Here is a 22,315-nt window from a genome sequence, read left to right as displayed (position 1 = left end):
TGGCACCCTACCGGACATAGTCGGACAGTGGTGCGGGTCTGCGTCAGACATGTGATGCATCGCTCAACATTTCGGGGATTTCGAGCCGTATTACCCCTTGTTTACACAGCGTTAACATGACAGGCTTGACTCAGATGACAAGGGGGCCCCGTAGGGCCCTTTTCCTTTGTAGCTACTAGTGAATAATTTCACAAGAGCTTTTCCCAGAAATGGAGCAACTGATCAGCATGGATTGGCGTAACCGCGCGGCGTGTCTCGACAAGGACCCGGAACTGTTTTTCCCCGTCGGAAATACAGGACCGGCACTTCTCCAGATCGAGGAAGCCAAAAGCGTTTGCCGCCGCTGCCCGGTTGTTGACACGTGCCTCCAGTGGGCGTTGGAGTCCGGCCAGGATGCCGGCGTCTGGGGCGGTATGAGCGAAGATGAACGCCGAGCCCTCAAGCGCCGCGCCGCCCGCGCCCGCCGCGCCTCCTAGCACGCTGCTCACAGCACGCGCCTCCTGGCAACAGAAGGCAAACCAGGCAGCACACGGCTAACCGGGCAGATCCACAGCCCGGAAGCCCACCAGGTTTCAGACAGTGATGGCCGCGATCCTCCAGGGATCGCGGCCATCACTGCTTAACGGCCGTTGGTACTTCGTCCGGGCTGGCTGTCCCGTCCTGACCCGCAGGCTCCTGACGGGAACAGCAGGGAGCTAGCGCGGCGCCAGGCTCAGCCGGATCTGGACTGCAGTACCGCCACCGTCGCGGGGACGCCACTGAATGGAACCGCCCAGCTCACTGGTGACAAGCGTGCGCACGATCTGGAGCCCCAGCCCCTCCACGTGCGGAGTGTCGGGGAGCCCCACCCCGTCGTCGGCAACGGTGACGGTGAGCAGTTCCTCGCCGTCTTCCTCTTCGGAACGGTCCGCTATCAGCCACACAGTCCCCGCACGTCCCTCGAGCCCGTGTTCGACGGCGTTGGTCACCAACTCGTTAATGACCAGGGCCAGCGGGGTGGCAAAGTCGCTGGGCAGTTCGCCGAAAAGCCCTGAACGCTCGGTCTTTACCTGTTGTGAGGGCGAGGCGACCTCGGCGGACAGCCTGAACTGGCGGCCGATAAGCTCATCAAAATCGACGCTCTGCGCCAACCCCTGTGAGAGCGTCTCGTGGACCAGCGCGATGGTGGCGACACGGCGCATCGCCTGCTCGAGGCCCTGTTTGGCCTCGTCGCTGACCATTCTCCGGGACTGCATCCGCAGCAGCGCGGCAACGGTCTGCAGATTGTTCTTTACCCTGTGGTGGATCTCACGGATGGTGGCATCCTTGGTGACGAGTTCCATCTCCCTGCGCCGGAGTTCGGACACGTCGCGGCAGAGCACCAGGGCGCCAAACCGTTGCTGCTCGTCCCGCAGCGGGATGGCCCGGAGTGAAAGGCTCACGCCGCGGGACTCGATCTCACTGCGCCAAGGCATCCGCCCGGTAACCACGAGTGGCAGCGTCTCATCCACCATGCGCCGGTCCCTCAGCAGGCTGGCCGTCACTTCAGCCAGGGAACGGCCTTCGAGCGACTCGCCGTCACCGAGGCGCCGGAAAGCGGAGACGCCATTGGGGCTCGCGTATTGCACGATTCCCTCGGCGTCGAGACGGATCAGCCCGTCGCCAACACGCGGCGCACCACGGCGCGATCCGGTGGGGGACGCGAAATCGGGCCACAACCCCAGTGTTCCCATCCGCAGAAGATCGTAGGCACACTGCCGGTAGGTCAGCTCAAGGCGGGACGGCATGCGGGAACTGGACAGATCCATGTGGGTGGTCACAACGGCCAGGGTTCGGCCGTTGCGGACCATCGGCACCGCCTCAACACGCAAAGCCATGTCCGTGCTCCAGTTAGTCTCACTGGAGCGTTCGATTGCACGGCTGCCCCAGGCCTCGTCAACCAGCGGTAGCAGGTCCGACCGGATCGGCTCCCCCACAAAGTCGCCGTGGAAGACGGTATGGGTGGTGGACGGCCTGACGTGCGCGAGCGCCACGTACCCGTGATCAGGATGCGGGAACCACAGAGCCAGGTCGGCGAAGGCCAGGTCGGCAACCATCTGCCAGTCGCCCACCAGGAGGTGCAGCCATTCAGCATCGCCCGGCCCGAAATCAGCGTGTTCCCTGATGGGGTCCGTAAAGATTGCCACTGCACCTCCAGTTGCGACGCCAGGTTTCCTAGCGTCGGACGATTGACCTCAAGAGCCTCAATGCTACCGACAGTGACGCCATGTCGTCGGACTCAAGTGAGTTCACCTCGTCAAACATGGTCTTCGCCCGGCCCAACTGTTCGGCATTCTGGGTTTCCCAATCCTTCAGCCGTTCCTCCGCGGGGGCACCGGACGCGGTGTTTTCAAGTACCGCCGTCGTCATGTCAGAGGCGGTGGAGTAGAGGTCGTCACGCAGCGCGGCCCTGGCCAGCGCCTGCCACCGGTCCTGCCGTGGCAGGCTGCTGATCCGCTCGAGCAGGGAATCGATGTGGAAGCGGTTGAACACGGTGTAATAGACGGCGGCGATCTCTTCCACGGGCTCCTTGCGGGAATGGCCGATCTTGGCGATGTCCAGCAGGACAAAACTCTCGAAGAGTTCGGCCCAGCGGAGCGCCAGGTTTTCCGGAAGTTCCCAGCCACGCGCGTTCTCCAGCCAGCCGGCCACCCGCTCGCGGTCGTCCCCGCGGAGGTAGTCCAGCAGCCGCGCCCGCATCGGATCCATGAGCGGTTTGAACTCGGCCACTGTGTCGGCGATGGGGCGGGACGTGCCGCCTTGCCCCAGCAGCCAGCGGACCGCACGGTCCAACAGACGGCGGATGTCCAGGTGGACAGTGCTCCAGTGTTCGGTGGGGAACGACGCCGGCAGGCTGTTCAGCTCCTCCACCATGGTGTCCAGTTCGTAGATTTCCCGCAGGGCCACGAAGGCCTTGGCCACCGCAACTTCCGTGGCTGATGTCTCCTCCATGGTGCGGAACGCGAACGTGATGCCGCCGATGTTGATCATGTCGTTGGCCACCACTGTGGCGATGATCTCGCGCCGCAGAGGATGGGTGTCCAGTTCGGCGTCGAAGCGCTCCCGGAGCTGCTGGGGGAAGTACGCCCGCAGTGTCTGCCGGAACCACGGATCGTCGGCGAGATCGCTTTCGCGCAGCGCCGTGGCGAGCTCAATCTTGGCGTAAGCCGCCAGCACTGAAAGCTCAGGTGATGTCAGTCCCTGGCCCTGGCCCAGCCGCTCCCGAAGGGTTTCCGTGCTGGGCAGCGCTTCGAGATCACGCTTCAGGTCCGCCGACTTTTCCAGCAAGTCCATCAGGCGCTCGTAGCTGGGACTCCATTCAGCCACCCGCATCCGGTCATTGAGGAGCAGGATGTTCTGGTCCACGTTGTCCTCGAGGACCAGCCGCCCCACCTCATCGGTCATGGACGCCAGGAAGTCTGCGCGTTCCTCGGGCGACAGTTTGCCGGCCGCCACCATCCGGTCCACGAAGATCTTGATGTTGACTTCGTGGTCGGAGCAGTCCACTCCGGCGGAGTTATCGATTGCGTCGGTGTTCAGGATGACGCCCTGGAGCGCAGCTTCGATCCGGCCCCGCTGTGTCATGCCCAGGTTTCCGCCCTCACCCACCACCTTGACGCGCAGGTCCTTGCCGTCCACACGGATGGCGTCGTTGGCTTTGTCCCCGACGGAGGCATTGGTTTCGGTGCTTGCCTTGACGTACGTCCCGATGCCGCCGTTGTACAGCAGGTCGGCCGGCGCCAGCAGTATGGCGCGGAGGAGCTCAGGCGGGCTCAGCTCGGTGGTCGCTTCAGGCAGACCCAGCGCGTTGCGGACCTGCGGCGAGACCGGAATGACCTTGGCCTGGCGGGCATAGACACCGCCGCCCTCGCTGATCAGGGATTTGTTGTAGTCATCCCAGGAGGACCGGGGCAGTTCGAACAGCCGCTGCCGTTCTCCGAAGGAAGCCTCCTCGTCCGGAGCCGGGTCAAGGAAGATATGCCGGTGATCGAAGGCTGCGAGGAGCCGGATGTGGCGCGAGAGCAGCATGCCGTTCCCGAAAACGTCACCCGACATGTCCCCCACGCCCACCACGGTGAAGGGCTGCGTCTGGGTGTCGACGTCGAGTTCGCTGAAATGGCGCTTGACCGACTCCCAGGCACCGCGGGCCGTAATCCCCATGGCCTTATGGTCGTAGCCCACTGAGCCGCCGGAGGCGAAGGCATCGCCGAGCCAGAAGCCGTATTCTGCGGCCAGCCCGTTGGCGATGTCCGAGAATGTGGCCGTCCCCTTGTCGGCCGCCACCACAAGGTAGGAATCGTCGTCGTCGTGCCTGACAACGTCCGACGGTGGAACAACAGTTTCCGCCGCGGCGTCGGTGACGAGGTTGTCAGTGAGGTCCAGCAGCCCGCGGATAAAGGTTTTGTAGCTGTCGATGCCCTCAGCCATCCAGGCTGAACGGTCCACGGTGGGATCCGGCAGCTTCTTGGCAAAGAATCCGCCCTTGGCGCCGGTAGGCACGATGACCGCATTTTTGACGGTCTGGGCCTTCACGAGACCGAGGATTTCCGTCCGGAAGTCCTCGCGGCGGTCGGACCAGCGCAGTCCGCCGCGGGCCACCTTGCCGAAGCGCAGGTGAACACCCTCGACCCGTGGGGAATACACCCAGATTTCGAACATCGGGCGAGGGAAGGGCAGCCCTTCAATCCGGGACGGATCGAGTTTGAAGCTCAGGTGCGGCTTGTCCTGGTAATAGTTGGTGCGAAGCGTGGACTCGATCAGGTTGGCGAAAGTCCGCAGTACCCGGTCGGCGTCGAGGGTCTCCACCTCATCGATCGCCACTGAGAGCTCCGCACGCACCTTGGCCTGCGCGGCCGCCCGTTCCTCCCCGCCCAGGGCGGGGTCGAACCGCGCAGCGAACAGTGCCGTCAGCGCCTTGGTAACCCGGGCATTCGCGAGCAGCGTGTCAGCCATGAAACCCACGGAGTTGGTATTCCCCATCTGGCGCATGTACCGCGCGTATGCCCTCAGGATGGTGATCTGCCGCCATTGCATGCCCTCGCGCAGCACCAGCCGGTCAAAGCTGTCCGACTCCACCGCACCTGATATCGCCGCGCCAAACGAGTCAGCCAGCAGCTGGCCCGTTGCCAGGGGGTCGATGCCCGCGGGGTACTTCAGCCCGAGGTCGTACAGGAAGAAGTCGCGCCGGTCGGCGGTCTCGATTTCGAAGGGCCGTTCATCCAGTACTTCCAGCCCCATGTTGTGGAAGTAGGGCAGGATCTGGCTCAGGCTCTTGGGCTCCAGCATGTACAGCTTGACTCGGGCGTCCTCCTCCAGGACCTCGCCTGCGCCCTTGGGCAGGTACACATGAACACCGGGTTTCTCCTGCTTGGCACCTTCTGCGCGCTCAGCGTGGGCCCCATACTGCTCAAAGCGGGTGATGTCCTCCAGCGCGTCTTCGACCTCGTAATCCACGCGGTAACCGGCAGGAAAAGCCTCAGACCAAAGACCGGCCAGTTCCTTGGCGTGGTCATCGGCGCCGCGTTCCCGCAGGACCTCGGCGATGCCTTCGCTCCATGAACGGGATGCCCGGACGAGCCGATTTTCAAGTTCATCGGTGTTGACGTCGCTGACGTCGGCGCCCTTGGGCAGCCGGATCCGGAAGAAGAGGCGGGCGAGGGCGGACTCGGTCATCCTGGCTTCGTAGTCGATGGACTCGGCCTTGAAAGTGGACCGCAGTTCTTCCTCGATGCGGAGCCTGACGTTGGTGGTGTAGCGGTCGCGGGGAAGGTAGACCAGCGCCGACATAAAGCGGCCGTAGATGTCCGGCCGCAGGAAGAGGCGCGTGCGCCGCCGCTCCTGGAGCTTTTGGATGCCGGTTGCCGTAGCAGCCAGATCTTCAGTTTCGATCTGGAACAACTCGTCACGCGGGTAAGTTTCCAGGATCCCCAGAAGGTCCTTACCGGAGTGGGAATCCGGCGGGAAGCCGGCGCTGCCCAGTACAGCTGCCACCTTCTCCCGGACGACGGGAATGTCCCGGACCGACCCTGTGTAGGCGCTGGTGGCGAACAGGCCGATGAAGCGGCGCTCGCCGTTGACGTTGCCCGCAGCGTCGAAACTTTTCACACCGATGTAGTCAAGGTACGCGGCCCGGTGGACGGTGGACCGGGAGTTTGCCTTCGTGATGACCAGTGCACGCTTCTCGCGGGCCTTCCGGCGGCCCACTTCCGTCAGATGCTGGACATGCGGAGCGTCAGGCTTGGCCCGCAACAGGCCGAGACCGCTGTCTTCGCGCAGTTCCAGAACGTCCTCACCGTCGGCATTCACGAGGTCGTACTCGCGGTAGCCCAGGAAGGTGAAGTTGCCGTCGTCGAGCCAGCGCAATAGTTCCTGTGCCTGCCTGAGTTCGGCGATCTGGGCAGGGTTGGCCACCTGGTCCAGGCTGGCCGCAATCTGGAGGGCTTTGTTCCGCATCTTCGGCCAGTCTTCGACGGCGGCGCGGACATCTGCGAGGATCCTGTCCAGGCCGTCCAGCAGGGATGCCTGGGCATCCTTGGAAACGCGGTTGATCTCCACGGCGATCCAGGATTCCATGTGGGAGGCATTCTCACCCTGTGCAATCAGGTGGGACAGGATGGGCATCGCAGCGGTGTCTCCGCTCGATATCCCGATGTGGGAAGGCACCCGGTCGACTTTGACCAGCTGCCCCGTTTCCCTGTTGCGGGTCACAACGAACAAAGGGTGAAGGACGAGGCGGATGGCGGCGTTCTGGCGCACCAGCTCGGCGTTGACTGAGTCAACAAGGAAGGGCATATCGTCCGTGACGACATAGACAACGCTGCTGTCGGCCTCAGTGACGATGGCAACTTTTGCCTGGCCCGGCAACCGGCTGGCTGCGACCTTGCGGTGGGTCTCGGCCCGTGTGGCCAGCACATCCTGCCGATAGCTCCGGGCGTCTTCTTCAGCCATATGCTGGTAGTAGTCCGCCAGAAAGCCCTCCTGATCCTCAATGGCCAGGGACTGATCCTCCACGCTGGATCCAGACGACATCTGCAAACGCCTCCATCACACTAATATTGCTGCACCCTTGCAGCCCTTATGGTGAGCCTAGCCCTTCAGAACCCGCCTCGGTGTGGAAGAAAATACAGAGGATCGGGAGGATCGCTGGACAGGTGCACAAACCAAATCGGCGATGGCTCGCCTCAGCTTCGACTCCGGGGCCGTTTCAAGCAACAGTGAACCGCCAAGAAGTGCGGCGTCGGCTGCAGAGCTGTCCGCGGGCAGAAATGCCGTGAGTGTCGACGACGGGCCATACCGCTCCCAGGCATCACGCAGCTGGCGTTCCGGGGATCTTCCTACCGCAGTTGCCCGTACCTTGTTCATCACCACAACCGGAGAAACGTGCGGTACGGCCGTTTCGAGATCGGCAAGGCCGCGGACCAACCGTGGAACGCCCACGGGATCAGCCGCCCCCACAGCGAAAACAGTGTCTGCAACCTCCAGGGCCCGCAAGGTGGCGGCGTTCCGGCGCGGCGCCATGGTGTCAAAGCTGAGTTCCTCGTCGGCTTCGAGGCAGAATCCGGTATCCACCACCACGACGTCGGCGATCTCCTTGGCCCGCTCCAGCACCAATGACAGTGCCGCTGCCCGGAGCTCGGTCCATCTGTCAGCGCGGGTGATCCCGGTCAGGACGCGGAACGTTCCGAGTCTGGTGGTGACCGGCAGGGCAACCTTCAGCAGGGCATCCGCGTCCAGCAGGCCCTGATCCGCCAGCCTGCACGCTTGGGCGAGACCAGCCGATTCGTCCAGCAGGCCAAGGACCGCCGCAATGCTGGCACCATAGCTGTCCGCATCGACCAGCAGCACGGATTTTCCTTCGGCTGCCAGCTCCCCCGCGATGTTGGCTGCGATGAAGGTCCGCCCGGGTGATCCTGCCGGGCCCCACACAGCAATGATCCTGCCGGCTCCGGAGGCCGGCGGCACGTCTGCCTGTTCTGCCGGGTGCTGGCGCAGAGCCGCACCTGGATCGCCCACGCCGCTCCCGTAGCCGGCGTCCCGTGGCGTGCCGGTCAGCTGGGCCACTGCCTCGGCAATCCTGCCGGCCAGTGCGGCCGAGTCAACTCCTGTCAGCGCGGATGCCACGCCGATCCCACGCAGGCGGGAAGCCTCCTCGGCATTGTCAGTCAGCGCAATGATGGCCACCCCAACGGCCCCGAGCCTGTCAACCAGGGATGCCGTCAGCGACTCGCAACCATCCGCCACCACCGCCGCCCGGGCCAACCCGCTTTGGCAGGCTGCCAGCAGTTCGGTCAGTTCAGCGCAGCGCCTCACGACAGTCACAGGGCCGTGGAGCCTTTCCAAGCCACCGACGACGTCCTCCTGGGCCTGTCCGACCGTCACCACAGGAATGCTCATGACGTACCCCCGCCCGGGTTCCACACCACAGAGATCTTGGCCTTGTTCGCCTGGGCGCCCAGGAGTGCCGGCATCTGGTCGTCTGCGACGAGAACCATCACTACTGTGCTTCGGGAGGAGCCCAACGCGGTGGATCCGTCTGTCAACTGCGCAATTTCTGCACCACGAAGCAGTAACCGGGGCTCACTGAAGCCGTTCCGTGCATCAGTGGCGGCCACCCAGACGTCCACGCGGGTTCCGGCAACGGCTTGCGGGGGCAGCGCCTCATCGATGGTCACAGCAACAGGCTTACGGTCCAGCGCGTCGACACTGGCCAGGCTTTCCTTCGGCACCAATTGACCCTTCCCGATCCGCTGGACAGCAACGAGCCCTTCCGGCAGCCCTGCCTCGACCGTGACGTAATGCTCCTCAGTCTCCCCCAGCCGGACTTTTGCGCGAACGACATTCTCCGTTGTCAGCCGTTCGCCCACGGCAATGGAGTCCTTGGCTGCATAGACCTCAGTGGTCTGGTCAGCACTGCCAACCAGGTAGATCACTCCCACAACGGATGCCAGAACCAGCAGCACACCGACCAGCAGCCGGGGATCCTTCCACGACGGGGCCTTTAGCCTGTTCCCCGGGGTTGCAGCATCATGGCTCATGCGTGTCTCTCCCCTAACTCGCGCCGGACGGCTGGCTGCACCCGGACACCTCATTGTTGCGGCATGCACCCCGGAACAAAAGTCAAAAGTCCAAACAACATCAAACTGTGGATAACAGCACCAGATGGCCTCCTGGGTGGCAAAATGGATTTATGCCCAGATTCCTCACACTCGCGGATGTTGCTGAACAACTGCAGATCAATTCGCCAGCGGCGTATGCCTTGGTCCGCAGCGGCGAACTCAAAGCCATCCAGGTTGGCGGAAGGGGCCAGTGGCGGGTAGAGGAAAAGATGCTCGAACAGTACATCGAGGAGCGCTACGCCGAGGCCAGCCGGATGATCCAGGAAGCCAAAGCCAAGCAGACCTGAGCGTCGGACAGCCAGCCTGGACGCTTTACCTGCACCAGCGCTCTTTACCTGCACCAGCGGCGGCAGATGCGAAGGCGGGGACTACAAGTCGCCGGCAGTCCGTGACCGGATTGCCCCCAGCGCCTGAAACGGAATGGTGGCCACCTGCCGGACCTGGGATGCACGCCGGACCTCACCGGGGCTGACAAGGGCCATATCGAAGAAATCGCTGCCCACCCGGTCGATGACCCCGGTCAGCGAACTCTCCCGCTCCGCCACGCTTCGCAGAGTCACCTCGAGCTCGGCCCGGTCCCGGCCCAGCCCGCGCAGCGCCGACGATAACCCGATCCGGCGCCGTACATGCGACGCCTCTGCAACGGAAACGCGCCCCAAACCTGCATAGCGTGCCACCGCGCCGTACGGAATAAGGACCTGGTGGCGCGCCTCACTGAGAACCAGGGCCTCTGCCCCCGCATGAGTGAGTGTGCCGTCGAAGGTCCTCCCGCACAGCAGGTGCACGGCTATCTGGCTGCTGACGGAGCCCCGCAGCCGGTCCGCCAAGGTCACTGATGCGGTTTCCACCCGTGCACGTTCCGAGATCTCCGCCTCGATCGCCAGTCTGTCACCCTCGGCAAACTGTGCCTCCATGTCACCGAACAGTGCATCCCAACGCATGGGGACAGCGTAGGCGGCCCCTTCCTCAGCGGTCAATCAGGAACGACTTCCTTCCAAACTATGGACAAAACCATTTTACCTGGTTCAAACTGAGCTTAGATGCAACAAACAACATCAAACGGCATCAAACAAACGAAAGGGGAAGTCATGGGTAGTCCAAGCGCCCGCGGGCTCAGGACCGATGCGGTCATGGCCGGGTCCGTCCTGATGCTGGGACTTTTCCTGTTCTTGGCCGGTATGGGGCTCACGGAACGGTGGCAGCAATCGGCCGCGCGCCGGCAGGGGCCCGGCGTCGATGACCTGCTGGGAGCCATCGCTGTTTCGGCGGGGCTTGCCATTGTGGCCTGGTGGATTCTCTCTGTCCTGCTGGCCGTGGCAGCAGCTGTGCTCGAGAAGGGCGGCAAAAAGCGGGCCGCCGCCAGTGCTGGCAAGTGTTGCCCGGCCTTTATGCGCAGGCTCGCTGTCGCCGCATTCTCTGTCCAGCTGCTTGCCGCTCCGCTGGCTCAAGCGGCCGTACCGCCGGAGGGGCCGGCCTGGGTACCGACGCAAGAGGTGGCCCTCCAGGCCCACTGGGCACCGGCCGCTGTGGCACGGCAGATCCCGCTGCCGGAAAAGACAGGCACACCTGCTCCAGCAACGCCGTCTCCCCGCCCGCAGGCCCCGGCTGCGCCTCCCTCCGCCGGTACGCAAGATCGTGGCACATCTGCCCAAACGAGTCAGGGGCAGGACACACACATGCAGGACACGCAGGGGCGTGCACGGCCAGATCTTCTGGACACCTCGGCGGCAAAGGGCCAGGAAGCCCAGGACCTGCAGGACGCTCTGGTCCCTGCAACACAGGTCCCGGAACCCCGTGCCATGGAGCCACAGCCTACGGAACGGCTGAGGCCGGCCGTCCAGCCCGAATGGCGGCCCAGCGCACCGCTGACGGATCCGGGGCTGCTGGCGGCCCAGCCTCTCCGGGCTGTGCAAGGTGCACAGGGGTCAGCCCGGGACATCACGGTACTGGCGGGCGACACCCTTTGGGACATCGCGTCCCGCGAGTTGGGGCCCACGGCGACAGACGTGGACGTGGCGCTCCGCTGGCCCAGCTGGTATGAAGCCAACAGAGCCGAAATCGGGGCGAGTCCTCACGTCCTGTTGCCGGGGCAGATTCTGAAATCACCGTCCACGGCCTAACGGGTCCCCGGCAGTCAGCCGCATAACAGCTATTCGCAGCCACGTCCCAGATAAGCCGCTCCAAGAACCGCCATTCGAAGACCCGACATTCGCACATCCGTCATCCGCGCACCTCAAAGGGGAATCCCATGAATGCAGCAGTCACGCCGATCCGCCCTGCCTTGACCAAAGGCGGTCCCACCGCTGCAGTCCGCCGGGTGCCGCTCCCGGCACCAGCGGCACCAGGCCCGCCGTTGCGTGCGGCTGATGAGAACTCAGAGATCCTGGCCATCACCCGCAGCACCGTGCAGGCAGCCATGGAGGTCCTGGCCGGGATCCGGCCGGTCCACCAGCTGGCCCGTCGCCTGGATCCCCGCTGCCTGGCCGCGCTGCAGCACCGCGCTGCCCTCATCCGTCGCGAGCAGTCCCGCACCGCCTCGCCCCTCCTGGCCAGGCTGCACAGGAACTCGATAGTGCGTTCCGTCCGCGCCTGCGAGGTCGCCCCGGGAATTTACGAGGCCAGCGCCGTAGTGGTCGACGATGTACGCGCGCGTGCCGTGGCAGTCCGGCTTGAACGGAGCAAACAAGTCTGGCGGGTCACTGAATTCATGGTGGGTTGATCAAATCGGCCTTCGGTGATGAGCTGCCCGGCCCAACGAAGGAAGTGCCCGGAGCCTACGCTCAGGGCACTTCCTCTGCCGTTTCCGGACTTCTGCCGTTTCCGGACTTCTGCCGTTCTGAATATGCTGCCTGTCAGGGCTGACCAGCTTCAGAACTGCTCAGCTGAATCGTTGTGTCAGCGGCGTTTCTTCTTTGCCGGGGGACGCTTGGTGGCGTCCTGTGCGGCGGCCTTGGCCGGATTGCCGGACCGGGACGTGGACCTGCCCTCCACCCGGGTCTGGGAGGCACCGTCTTCACCGGGCGCGGTGTACTGGAGTTGGGCCGGCTTCTCCGGGGCTTCCAGGCCGGCAGCGCGGATCTGCGGCTCGACATGCTCCGTATGGCCTCCGGCGGCGTCCGCCACGACGACGTCCTGGGCCGGGGTGACCTCCACCTCGAGGTTGTACAGGAATCCGACGCTTTCCTCGCGGATGGCTTCCATCATGGACTGGAACATGGTGAAGCCCTCGCGCTGGTATTCCACGAGAGGGTCACGCTGGGCCATCGCGCGGAGCCCGATGCCTTCCTTCAGGTAGTCCATCTCGTAGAGGTGTTCCTGCCATTTGCGCCCGATCACGGAGAGCACCACCCGGCGTTCAAGCTCACGCATGCTGTCGGGACCGATGGCCTCTTCGCGGGCCTGGTAGACCACGCGGGCGTCGGACAGGAGTTCTTCCTTGAGGAATTCAACGGTGAGCCGGGACTTGCCGCCGGCTTCGTCGATGATCTCTTCCGGTGTCACACTGACGGGGTACAGGGTCTTGAGGTTGGTCCACAACTGCGTGTAGTCCCAGTCGTCCCCGTTGCCCTCGGCGGTGGCCGAGTCGATCAGTGCCGTGATGGTGTCCTCGATGAAAAACTGCACTTTTTCGTGGAGGTCGTCGCCCTCGAGGATGCGGCGCCGGTCACCGTAGATGGCTTCGCGCTGGCGGTTCAGGACGTCGTCATACTTCAGGACGTTCTTGCGCTGCTCGGCATTCCTGCCCTCCACCTGGCCCTGCGCGGATGCGATGGCCCGGGAAACCAGCTTCGATTCAAGCGCCACATCATCGGGAACCGAACTGTTCATCAGCCGCTCGGCGGCACCGGAGTTGAAGAGCCTCATGAGGTCGTCGGTCAGGGAAAGGTAGAAGCGCGATTCGCCGGGATCGCCCTGGCGTCCGGAGCGCCCACGCAGCTGGTTGTCGATGCGGCGTGACTCGTGCCGTTCAGTTCCCAGCACGTACAGGCCGCCGAGCTCCAGCACTTCCTCGTGTTCGTCCTTGACGGCCTGCTTGGCCGCCTCCAGGGCAGCGGGCCAGGCGGCCTCGTACTCCTCGGAGTTCTCCTGCGGGTCCAGTCCCCGCTTGGCCAGTTCTGCCACTGCGGTGAACTCGGCGTTGCCGCCCAGCATAATGTCAGTGCCCCGGCCTGCCATGTTGGTAGCTACTGTAACTGCGCCCTTGCGCCCGGCCTGCGCGACGATCGCCGCTTCACGGGCGTGGTTCTTGGCGTTGAGGACCTCGTGCCTGATTCCTTCCTTGGCCAGGAGCCCGGAGAGGTATTCACTCTTTTCAACGCTCGTGGTGCCCACCAGGATCGGCTGGCCCAGTTCGTGCCGCTCGGCAATGTCCTTCACGACGGCGTCGAACTTCACTTTTTCGTTCTTGAACACGAGGTCCGACTGGTCGATCCGCTGCATGTCCCTGTTGGTGGGGATGGCCACCACACCGAGCTTGTAGGTGCCCATGAACTCCGCAGCCTCGGTTTCGGCCGTACCGGTCATGCCCGCCAGCTTGGAGTACATGCGGAAGTAGTTCTGGAGCGTCACGGTGGCCAGGGTCTGGTTCTCGGCCTTGATCTCGACGGCTTCCTTGGCCTCGATGGCCTGGTGCATGCCCTCGTTGTAGCGGCGTCCGGCGAGGATGCGGCCAGTGTGTTCGTCCACGATGAGGACTTCGCCGTCGAGGATCACGTAGTCTTTGTCGCGCTTGAACAGTTCCTTGGCCTTGAGGGCGTTGTTCAGGAACCCGATCAGGGGCGTGTTCGCCGACTCGTAGAGGTTCTGGATGCCAAGGTAGTCCTCCACCTTTTCGATCCCGCTCTCCAGAACGCCGACCGTACGCTTCTTTTCGTCGGCCTCGTAGTCCTCGCCGAGCTTCAGCCGCTGCACGACCTTGGCGAATTCGCTGTACCACCGGTTGGTGTCGCCCTGGGCAGGGCCCGAAATGATCAGCGGCGTGCGGGCCTCATCGATCAGGATGGAGTCAACTTCGTCGACGATGGCGAAGTGGTGGCCGCGTTGGACCAGTTCAGATTTGTCCCACGCCATGTTGTCCCGCAGGTAGTCAAAGCCGAACTCGTTGTTGGTGCCGTAGGTGATGTCAGCGGCGTACTGTTGGCGGCGGACTGCGGGATCCTGGTTGGACAGGATGCAACCGCTGGTCAGGCCCAGGAAACGGTAAACGCGGCCCATGAGGTCGGACTGGTACTCGGCGAGGTAGTCGTTCACCGTGATGACGTGGACGCCGTTTCCGGTGAGGGCGTTGAGATACGCCGGCGCCGTGGCCACGAGGGTCTTTCCTTCACCGGTTTTCATTTCGGCGATATTGCCCAGGTGCAGCGCGGCACCACCCATCAGCTGGACGTCAAAGTGGCGCATGCCCAAGGTTCGGGACGAGGCCTCCCGCACGGCGGCGAACGCCTCCGGAAGGAGCTCGTCCAACTGAGCCCCATCCTGGTATCGGGCACGGAGGTGGTCGGTTTCCTCGCGGAGTTCGGCGTCCGTGAAGGTTTTGAACGAGTCTTCCAGAGCATTGATGGAGTCGGCATAGTTCCGCAGTTGCCGCAGGGTTTTTTTGTCACCCGTGCGGAGAAGTTTTTCGATAAGTGATGCCACGTGAAGATACTCCCAGTCTTATGCCGCCGATTCTGGCGTTTTTAGTCTACGGGAGAGACACAGGCCACGCGGCCGGTGTTCCCTGAGAGCGGAGCGGACCGGAACGGCTGGTGCAGGGCTGCCGCGAGGGAACCGGCGAGGTCCCCGGCCTGGCTGACCACGATGCCGTCCAGCCCCAGCCATGCGGCCATCAGTTCAAGTTCTGCGCCGAGTTCTACGGCCGTCCCTGGCGGCGCGTCAGGCTCGGCATATGCCGACCTGACCAGCAGTTTGCCGGCTGCGCGGTCTGCCTTGAGGTCCACCCGCGCCACGATATCTTCACCCAGGAGGAAGGGCAGGACGTAGTACCCGAAGCGGCGGCGATGCTCCGGGGTGTAGATCTCAATCCGGTAGTGGAAGCCAAAGAGCTCCTCAAGCCTGCGTCGTTCAAAAACCAGGGAGTCGAAGGGACTGAGCAAAGCGCGCCCCGCTGCCCGCCGCGGAATTCTGGCTTCCGTGTGCAGGAACACCTGCCTGTCCCAGCCAGGCACAGTGACCGGCTCCAGCCGCCCGATGCTGACCAGGTGCTCCACGGAGGACGCGGCAGCCTTGACCGGTGTGCGGAAGTAATCGGCGAAGCACTTCAGCGTTCCAATGCCATGGGCTTGCGCGGCCGCATCGATGAGCCGGTGCATGGCCTGGACCGGGTCCGGTGCCTCCTCCAATGGCAGACCGGGCGGCAACACCCTGGACGTCAGCGCATACCGCCGCTCGAACTGCTCTGTCCTCGATGCCGAGGAGATCAGCCCCGCCTCGAACAGATATTCAAGAACCCTTTTAACGGCGTTCCAGTTCCAGCCCCAGTTCTCGTCCCGCCGCACCTCCACATGCCCGATGCCCGCCGTGAGTTCGGCTGCCGTCATCGCCCGTCCCAGGGCCAGCGTGTCCAGGACCTTGCCGGCCACGTCATCACGAAGTTCCGGGTCCATGGCTGCGGCACCAACCCACTTCCGCTTTTGCCACAAAAGAAGGTCCTGGAAGTGCTCCGGCCGGATGAAGCTTGCCTCGTGGGCCCAATACTCCATCATGCGGCGGGGCTGCGAACCGGACATCCGCGCCAGGATGGTGCGATCGTAGTTGCCCAGCCTTGAGAAGAAGGGGAGGAAGTGGCTCCTGGCGAGCACATTGACGGAATCGATCTGGACCAGCTGAAGCCGGGCAAAGGTGCGGCCCACCGTCCGTGAGGTCACGGGGCCGGCGGGCCGTCCTTTGTCGAGTCCCTGAGCTGCCAGTGCGATCCGCCGGGCCTGTCGAAGGCTCAGCGTTTCTGGCACGTCAGTCCTTTCCTACAGGGCTAGGCGCCCTTGACTTGTGCAGCCTCATCAGCGGAACGGTAAGCAAGGATTTTCTCTTCGATGGCAGTTTCCCCCGGTTCGCATTCGTGGTCCAGGGTGATCACGCCGTAGGTCCAGCCGCGTCGGCGGTACACGACGGAGGGCGTATTGGTGGCCTTATCCACGAAGAGGTAGAAATCGTGGCCGACGAGCTCCATGTTGTCCACGGCGTCATCGAGCGTCAGTGAAGCGGCGGGGAAGACTTTGCGCCGGATCAGAACCGGCGAATCGCCGGCCGGAATGTCGTTCTCAACCTCATAGGGTGAGCGTTCAACAGGTGCTGCCTGCGGCTCCTGGCGGTGACTCGCCTCAACGTAGAGGGGTTCGTTGGCGCTGGCGGGTTCGAGTTCGGCCGTCGCTTCGCGGACGGCTTTGGGTGTATGCCGCCCGTGGTGGACCTTCTTGCGGTCCTTGGCACGGCGGAGACGCTCAAGGAGCTTGTTGTATGCGAGATCGAACGCAGCGAATTTATCTGCGGCGCTGGCTTCGGCGCGGATCACGGGCCCCCGGCCCAGAACCGTCACTTCGACGGTGAGCTGGTCCCCGGTCTGGCGTGCATTCGTTTCCTTGGAAACCTTCGCGTCCACGCGCTGGACCTTGTCGCCCAGTGACTCAATCTTTGAGATCTTCTCACCGGCGTATTCGCGGAATCGGTCTGAGACCGTCAGATTTCGTCCGCTGATCATAAACTCCATGGTGCCCTCCAAATGACTTCGGTGACACGACGGCGGCACATTCCAGGAGCCGATCTGCTTGACAGTCGAGCCCCTTTCCGAGCCGCTATCGAAAGGTACAACTTGTTCTTGGTACCCACAACCGACGTTAGTTCATAGCCCCCCGTTATTCATCCTTTATTCGTTTATTTTTTTCTAAGACAGGTGGCTTTCCGCGGGCTCCCGCGGATGCCGCTTCGCCGCCAGCTGAATCGGGTGGGCGTGTCGCCGCGAGCACCACAGCGCCTGCCACGACGGCGCCGCTGAGGTGGAGCGCACGGGCCGCCTCAGCGAGCGTCGCACCGGTAGTGAGCACGTCATCGACGATGATGCACCGGCGCCCGGCGACCCTTGAGCGCCTGTTTCCCGGTACTTTCATGGAGCCCCTGACACGCCGGGCCCTCGCGCCGCGGCCGAGGCCCTTCTGGCCGCCCGGCAGCTGTTCCATCACCGTCCGACGCCGGGACTTGCGGAGGACATCCAGCACCGGAACACCGCCGCCTGAGTATGTCCGTCCCCATGCCGCCAGCAGCAGATGGACGGGGCTGAAGCCTCTCCTGACGAACGCTGTGGTACTGCTGGGCACCGGCACCAGGCACACATCATCGAGGCCCTCGGCCGCGGCGGCTATGCCTCGTCCGAGTCCTTTGGCCAACACCGACGTGAGCTGGTGCTGGCCGTGGCTTTTGAACGACAACAGGGCCTGGGCCAGCTCCTCTCGATAAGCCCCCGCAGCGACCACGGGAAGGATGATGCCGCCGTCGACGTTCATCAGTGCAGGCGCCTGCTCCTCTGCCCTGTAAGGGTGCTTCGTGAGCAGCCGGACCTGACGGTCGCAGGCGACGCAGAGCGCCAGGTCCTCGGCACCACAACAGACGCAGTCCACCGGCACAGCCAGTGCCAGGAGTTCGGAGCCGGCGGCCGCCAGGAATTCGGCAGCCTTCAGCCACCTCCGGTGGTGTCCTCCGCGGTGCTTGGCGGACACGAGCGGGGGCGGAACGAGGTCGGGATCTGCAGCGGCTCTCACTCCCCCAGCGTTGCGTAGCCCGCGCTCACCGTGAAGACCTGACAGCGTCTATGTGGAAACGCCGTATCGGGGGTGGTGGTTTGCGGGGCGTACGCTACCCGGCGAAGGAAGGGTCGATCGGTCCTTTGAGCTGGGGCGACCAGCCGTTCCCCAGCCGCTGGAAGACTCCTTCTGCCGACTGGCCGTAAATGTCCTCTACGCCGTTGCCGGCGCTCAGCCATACCAGCCCCGGCCAGGGAGCCAGCTGCTGAGGTTCTCCGGAGGTCAGGGACAGCAGTTCCGGGGTCACGTTCTCCGCTGCGGAGCCCTCCATGACGGCTACGGTGGTGTCGTTGACCCAGACTCCCTGATTTGGGTCACCGGTTGTCACCAGGGTGATGGGCGTGGTCAGTTCCCTGGGCGTGCCGTCGGCATTCCTGATGATCCCGGCGATCTGAACCCTGGTTTTGCCGTTCTGTTCCGAAATCACCATGACCCGGACACCTTCGCGGGAGATCCGCAGATCCTTCACGGTCCGGCCGGCAAGCCAGGACGGCGAGAGTGTCACGGTGGGAACCGCAGCGCCCTCGGCCACGCCGTTGGGACGGTAGGCCACAACCTCCGTTGCGCCGTTGGCTCCGGGCCCGGCGGCCCAGACCCAGTCAAAAAGACTGAAGGAAGGGTGGGTGATGGTGCTGCGCGTGGTCAGGGCCCGTGCGGGCTGGCCCGGGAGCATGCTGTAGAGCGTCGTCCGGCTTTCGTTCAGGAAAGCGACCGTCTGCGACACCGGGGATTCAGCCGGGAACCGGGGTCCGAGCGAGGAAACCGGCTGCATTTCCGGAAGCGGGGATACCCGGTTGTTCTCATACCGCACCAGCTCATTGCCGCTGACGGCGATCTGCCGGCCCGGCACGTTCTTGTCCCGCACCGGAGGCAGCACCGAGCCGTTGTCCTCAACCCGGACGAGGTCCTGGTTCGCGCGCAGTTCAACATTGACGACGTCGGGCTGGCTGCGGAACGTCATGGAAAGCTGCGTCTGCATCCGGAGCCGGTCCTCGGTGGATGCCTCCGTAAGCTCCTTCGCGCTGAGATCCACCTGCGCTGCTCCGGACACCACCGGAACCGATTCGCGGGCGAGTTTGATTCCTGAGGGGAAGGCGCTCACCACTGCGCCGCGCAGGTACGGCGCGGGGCCGGCGAGCAGGGCGCTGGTCATGGCCTTGACGGTCTTGTTCTTGATGAACCAGCGGACGTCCGGCACCGCATAGGTGAAGCTGGGATCGTAAAAGTAGATGGGGTACGCGCCATAGATGACCTTGAAGGTCTCCTCCGGGATCGCGGTACCGTCCGGGATGGCAGAAATCCGCCACTCGCCGTCGACCCGGGTGAGCGTGGCGGGAATGTTTTCGATTGTTCCCGCCGGAGTCTGCGTGGCGATTCCGTCAGCATCCACGCTGTAGGCGACGTCCAGCTGGTAGTTGTAGACATTTTCGACGTCGGTGCCCACCACCTTCGCTTCGCGGTACACCAGGGCCCGCTGGTCAGGCTTCCACGCCACAGAGGCTGCCTGGGTCAGGTATTCCCGGGCTACGGCGTAGTCGCCCTCGTACCCGGTACCGGCGCGGTAGAAGTAGTCGATGATGCTCTCCGGAGCTGCCCCTGGCTGGGGAGCGGCCGGGAGGAACACCGGAGCGTTGAGGTTGCCGGCGCTGCCTTCGTCGCTCTTGCCCACGGGGCCGGACGTGGGAATACGGGCACAGGAAGCCAGGAGCAGGAGGACGGCCATCAGCACCAGCGCCTTCAGCGGTCCCCGCATGGTAGGTCCGGTCATGAAGACTCCTTCGGTGTGGCTGCCGCCCCGGCCTGGCTCACCCTGGCGGCGGAGGCGCTGACGGGCACGGCCGGCCCGGGCGCCACGACCACCATCCTGTTCTCCTGCGGCACGCCGGGCAGGATGATCTCCTCCGGCTCGAGCTGGACGGGGGAACGCTCGATCTCCTCACCCTGCCGCAACGGAATGGTCAGCCGGAAGTTGGATCCACTCCCCTTCTTCCCCCATGCCTGCAGCCAGCCGTTGTGCAGCTTCGTGTCCTCCATGGCAATAGACAGGCCGAGGCCGCTGCCCCCCGTGGTCCGGGCACGTGCAGGATCAGCGCGCCAGAACCTGTCAAAGACCCGGGCAGCCTCGGCCGGGGTCATGCCGATGCCCTGGTCCCGGACAGCGATGCCCACCGCTGACTGGTTGGCCGCGACAGTGACAATGACCGGTTTGCCTTCCCCGTGCTCCACAGCGTTGAGAATGAGGTTGCGCAGGATCCTGTCGATTCTCCTGGCGTCCATTTCGGCCACAATGCCCTCGGCCGGCGCGTGGAGTATGATCTCGGACCCGTATTCCGCTGCCACCGGAGCTGCCCCTTCAATGACGTGGGCGATGACCTGAAGGATGTCCTCGGGCTCGGCGTCCAGCATGGCAACCCCGGCGTCGAAGCGCGAGATTTCCAGGAGGTCCGCCAGCAGGGACTGGAACCTTTCCACCTGGTTGTAGAGGAGTTCAGCGGAGCGCTTGTTGATGGGGTCGAAATCGTGACGGGCGTCGTACAGCACTTCAGCGGCCATCCGGACCGTGGTCAGCGGAGTCCGCAGCTCATGCGAGACGTCGGAGACGAACCTCTGCTGCATCTGGGACAGTGTGGCCAGCTGCGTGATCTGCTCCTGGAGGCTGGCGGCCATGTGGTTGAATGACGCCCCGAGGCGGGCCACTTCGTCTTCACCTTTGACCACCATCCGCTCCTGCAGCTGGCCGGCAGCAAGCTTCTCCGACACCAGGGCAGCGTGGCTGACCGGGCTGACCACGTTCCGCGTGACGTACCAGGCGATCGCACCGATCATCAGGACCAGCACCGCCCCGCCGGCCAACAGGACACCCTGGATTTCGTCGAGGGTCTGCTGGGCGGTGTTGAGATCGTAAATCAGGTAGAGCTCGTACACGGTGCCGTTGAAGGTGACCTTGTTGCCCACCGCGATGCCGGGCCGGTCTTCGGTCCCCACCGGAATGACAGTGGAAGCCCAGTACTGGTCCTTACCGGATTCCTGGACAGCCTTGCGGAGTTCCGGCGGGATGACGCTGACGGTCAGCTGGTCAGAGGCCCTGGACTCCACCCACCTGTTCCGGGGCTTGGTCTGCTCGGGCATCGCCTCAAAGACGTATCGCCGCTGGATGACCGAGCCCCTGCCCTCCACCGCGTTCAGGGTGTCGTAAACCAGGGTGATAACGCTGGACTGGTCCGTGACCTGGGCGCCGTCGAACGTGTCCTGGACCTGCTTGACGTTGTAACGGGTTTCAGATTCGGCCTGGGTCAGCCGCTCCTGGAAAAGGTTGTTGGCAATCTGGTTGGACAGGTAAGCGCCCACCGCCCCGAAGGACGTGACGGCCAGCATAAGTGTGGTGAGGACGGTCCGGAACTGCAGGGACCGCCGCCACCGGCGTTGCAGGGACTTAGCCAGGTAGCGGAGGGCCGGCAGGAAGCGGCGCAGTCCGATCGTGACAAGACGGGCCACCCGCAGGCCCACAATGATGCCGCGGCGCCGCCAGATCCTGGCCCGGAATGGAAGCCTGGCCAGTTCCGCGGCCAACGCATCAGTATGTTCGGGGGCCTTGGCTGCGGGGACGCCCGGTTCGCGGGCGTCTTCCGGTCCTGAAGGCTCAGGAACCTGCTTTGTAGCCGACACCACGAACCGTCAATACTACTTCCGGGGCTTCCGGATCACGTTCAATCTTTGACCGGAGGCGTTGTACATGGACGTTGACCAGCCGGGTGTCAGCCGCATGGCGGTAGCCCCAGACCTGCTCCAGCAACAGCTCCCGGGTGAACACCTGCCACGGTTTCCGGGCCAGGGCCACCAGGAGGTCGAATTCCAGCGGCGTCAGGGAAATCCGTTCGTCGGAGCGCTTCACGGTGTGGCCGGCAACATCAATGGTGATGTCGGCGATGCGCAGGGTTTCCGGAGCCTTCTGGTCACCGGGGCGCAGGCGCGCCCGGACGCGGGCAACCAGTTCGGCGGGCTTAAAGGGCTTGGGCACGTAGTCGTCGGCCCCTGATTCCAGCCCACGGACGACGTCGGACGTGTCCGATTTGGCGGTGAGCATCACGATGGGAACGTCGGACTCGGCGCGGATCTGCCGGCAGACCTCAATTCCGTCCACGCCCGGAAGCATGAGGTCAAGCAGCACGAGATCCGGCTTGGAAGAGCGGAAGATGTCAAGCGCTTGGCCGCCGTCGGCGCAAAAGACCGGATCGAAGCCGTCATTGCGGAGAACAATCCCGATCATCTCGGCCAGCGCCTCGTCATCGTCTACTACCAGAATGCGTGCCTTCATAGTTATATGTTCCCTTATTGAACAGGCTTTGTCCTGCTCAACGCCCTGTACGGCATGGCGCATGCTATGACGCC

16 protein-coding genes are annotated in these 22,315 nt (G+C 64.1%); 4 read left to right on the top strand and 12 right to left on the bottom strand.

The window, feature by feature from the left end:
• Positions 1-227: 227 nt before the first annotated feature.
• A complete protein-coding gene (locus AC1MCA_RS17300) occupies positions 228-476 on the top strand; it encodes a WhiB family transcriptional regulator (RefSeq protein WP_003804966.1) in 249 nt (82 codons plus the stop codon).
• Positions 477-695: 219 nt separating this feature from the next.
• Here the strand turns inward: AC1MCA_RS17300 and AC1MCA_RS17295 are convergent, their stop codons facing one another.
• Genes AC1MCA_RS17295 through AC1MCA_RS17280 form a run of 4 tightly spaced genes read right to left on the bottom strand, consistent with a single transcriptional unit; the run spans position 696 to position 9,053 of the window.
• Positions 696-2,165, bottom strand: a complete 1,470-nt coding sequence (locus tag AC1MCA_RS17295; protein ID WP_479799543.1) for a sensor histidine kinase — start codon at positions 2,163-2,165, stop codon at positions 696-698.
• A 28-nt stretch (positions 2,166-2,193) separates the two neighbouring features.
• Positions 2,194-7,047 (bottom strand): NAD-glutamate dehydrogenase, encoded by a 4,854-nt coding sequence (locus AC1MCA_RS17290; RefSeq protein ID WP_479799541.1) that lies wholly within the window; start codon positions 7,045-7,047, stop codon positions 2,194-2,196.
• A 57-nt stretch (positions 7,048-7,104) separates the two neighbouring features.
• Entirely contained in the window at positions 7,105-8,412 is a 1,308-nt protein-coding gene (locus AC1MCA_RS17285) for a CpaE/TadZ family protein (protein WP_479799539.1), read from the bottom strand.
• Positions 8,409-9,053, bottom strand: coding sequence for a hypothetical protein (locus AC1MCA_RS17280; protein WP_479799537.1), 645 nt, complete (start codon positions 9,051-9,053; stop codon positions 8,409-8,411). The genes AC1MCA_RS17285 and AC1MCA_RS17280 overlap by 4 nt, the downstream gene beginning before the upstream one ends.
• 152 nt (positions 9,054-9,205) lie before the next feature.
• On the opposite strand from AC1MCA_RS17280, the gene AC1MCA_RS17275 reads away from it, so the two are divergent.
• A complete protein-coding gene (locus AC1MCA_RS17275; protein ID WP_108597729.1) occupies positions 9,206-9,421 on the top strand; it encodes a helix-turn-helix domain-containing protein in 216 nt (71 codons plus the stop codon).
• An 81-nt stretch (positions 9,422-9,502) separates the two neighbouring features.
• Here the strand turns inward: AC1MCA_RS17275 and AC1MCA_RS17270 are convergent, their stop codons facing one another.
• Entirely contained in the window at positions 9,503-10,111 is a 609-nt protein-coding gene (locus tag AC1MCA_RS17270) for a hypothetical protein (RefSeq protein WP_479799535.1), read from the bottom strand.
• A 111-nt stretch (positions 10,112-10,222) separates the two neighbouring features.
• On the opposite strand from AC1MCA_RS17270, the gene AC1MCA_RS17265 reads away from it, so the two are divergent.
• Positions 10,223-11,254 (top strand): LysM peptidoglycan-binding domain-containing protein, encoded by a 1,032-nt coding sequence (locus AC1MCA_RS17265; RefSeq protein ID WP_479799533.1) that lies wholly within the window; start codon positions 10,223-10,225, stop codon positions 11,252-11,254.
• A gap of 128 nt (positions 11,255-11,382) precedes the next feature.
• Entirely contained in the window at positions 11,383-11,853 is a 471-nt protein-coding gene (locus AC1MCA_RS17260) for an Rv3235 family protein (RefSeq protein ID WP_479799531.1), read from the top strand.
• 176 nt (positions 11,854-12,029) lie between these two features.
• Here the strand turns inward: AC1MCA_RS17260 and secA are convergent, their stop codons facing one another.
• From secA to mtrA, 7 genes are all read right to left on the bottom strand, one after another.
• Positions 12,030-14,771: a preprotein translocase subunit SecA gene (gene secA, locus AC1MCA_RS17255; RefSeq protein WP_479799529.1), complete on the bottom strand. Its 2,742-nt coding sequence runs from the start codon at positions 14,769-14,771 to the stop codon at positions 12,030-12,032.
• A 41-nt stretch (positions 14,772-14,812) separates the two neighbouring features.
• Positions 14,813-16,084: a winged helix-turn-helix domain-containing protein gene (locus AC1MCA_RS17250; RefSeq protein ID WP_479799527.1), complete on the bottom strand. Its 1,272-nt coding sequence runs from the start codon at positions 16,082-16,084 to the stop codon at positions 14,813-14,815.
• A 20-nt stretch (positions 16,085-16,104) separates the two neighbouring features.
• The gene (gene hpf, locus AC1MCA_RS17245) at positions 16,105-16,839 is read right to left on the bottom strand and encodes a ribosome hibernation-promoting factor, HPF/YfiA family (protein ID WP_479799525.1); all 735 of its coding nucleotides are present in this window, start codon (positions 16,837-16,839) and stop codon (positions 16,105-16,107) included.
• Positions 16,840-16,984: 145 nt separating this feature from the next.
• Positions 16,985-17,884 carry a ComF family protein gene (locus AC1MCA_RS17240; RefSeq protein ID WP_479799523.1) on the bottom strand — a complete coding sequence of 300 codons (900 nt, stop codon included), beginning with the start codon at positions 17,882-17,884 and terminating at the stop codon, positions 16,985-16,987.
• Between the two features lie 94 nt (positions 17,885-17,978).
• Positions 17,979-19,694, bottom strand: coding sequence for an LpqB family beta-propeller domain-containing protein (locus tag AC1MCA_RS17235; protein WP_479799521.1), 1,716 nt, complete (start codon positions 19,692-19,694; stop codon positions 17,979-17,981).
• Positions 19,691-21,595, bottom strand: a complete 1,905-nt coding sequence (mtrB, locus tag AC1MCA_RS17230; RefSeq protein ID WP_479799519.1) for an MtrAB system histidine kinase MtrB — start codon at positions 21,593-21,595, stop codon at positions 19,691-19,693. The genes AC1MCA_RS17235 and mtrB overlap by 4 nt, the downstream gene beginning before the upstream one ends.
• Complete coding sequence (gene mtrA / locus AC1MCA_RS17225; protein WP_108598807.1) at positions 21,567-22,241, bottom strand: MtrAB system response regulator MtrA; 675 nt, start codon at positions 22,239-22,241, stop codon at positions 21,567-21,569. Before mtrA ends, mtrB begins: the two co-directional genes overlap by 29 nt.
• Between the last annotated feature and the right edge of the window lie 74 nt (positions 22,242-22,315).

The organism is Arthrobacter sp. BK1 (assembly GCF_056680055.1).
This window is presented reverse-complemented; position numbering and strand designations above follow the sequence as displayed.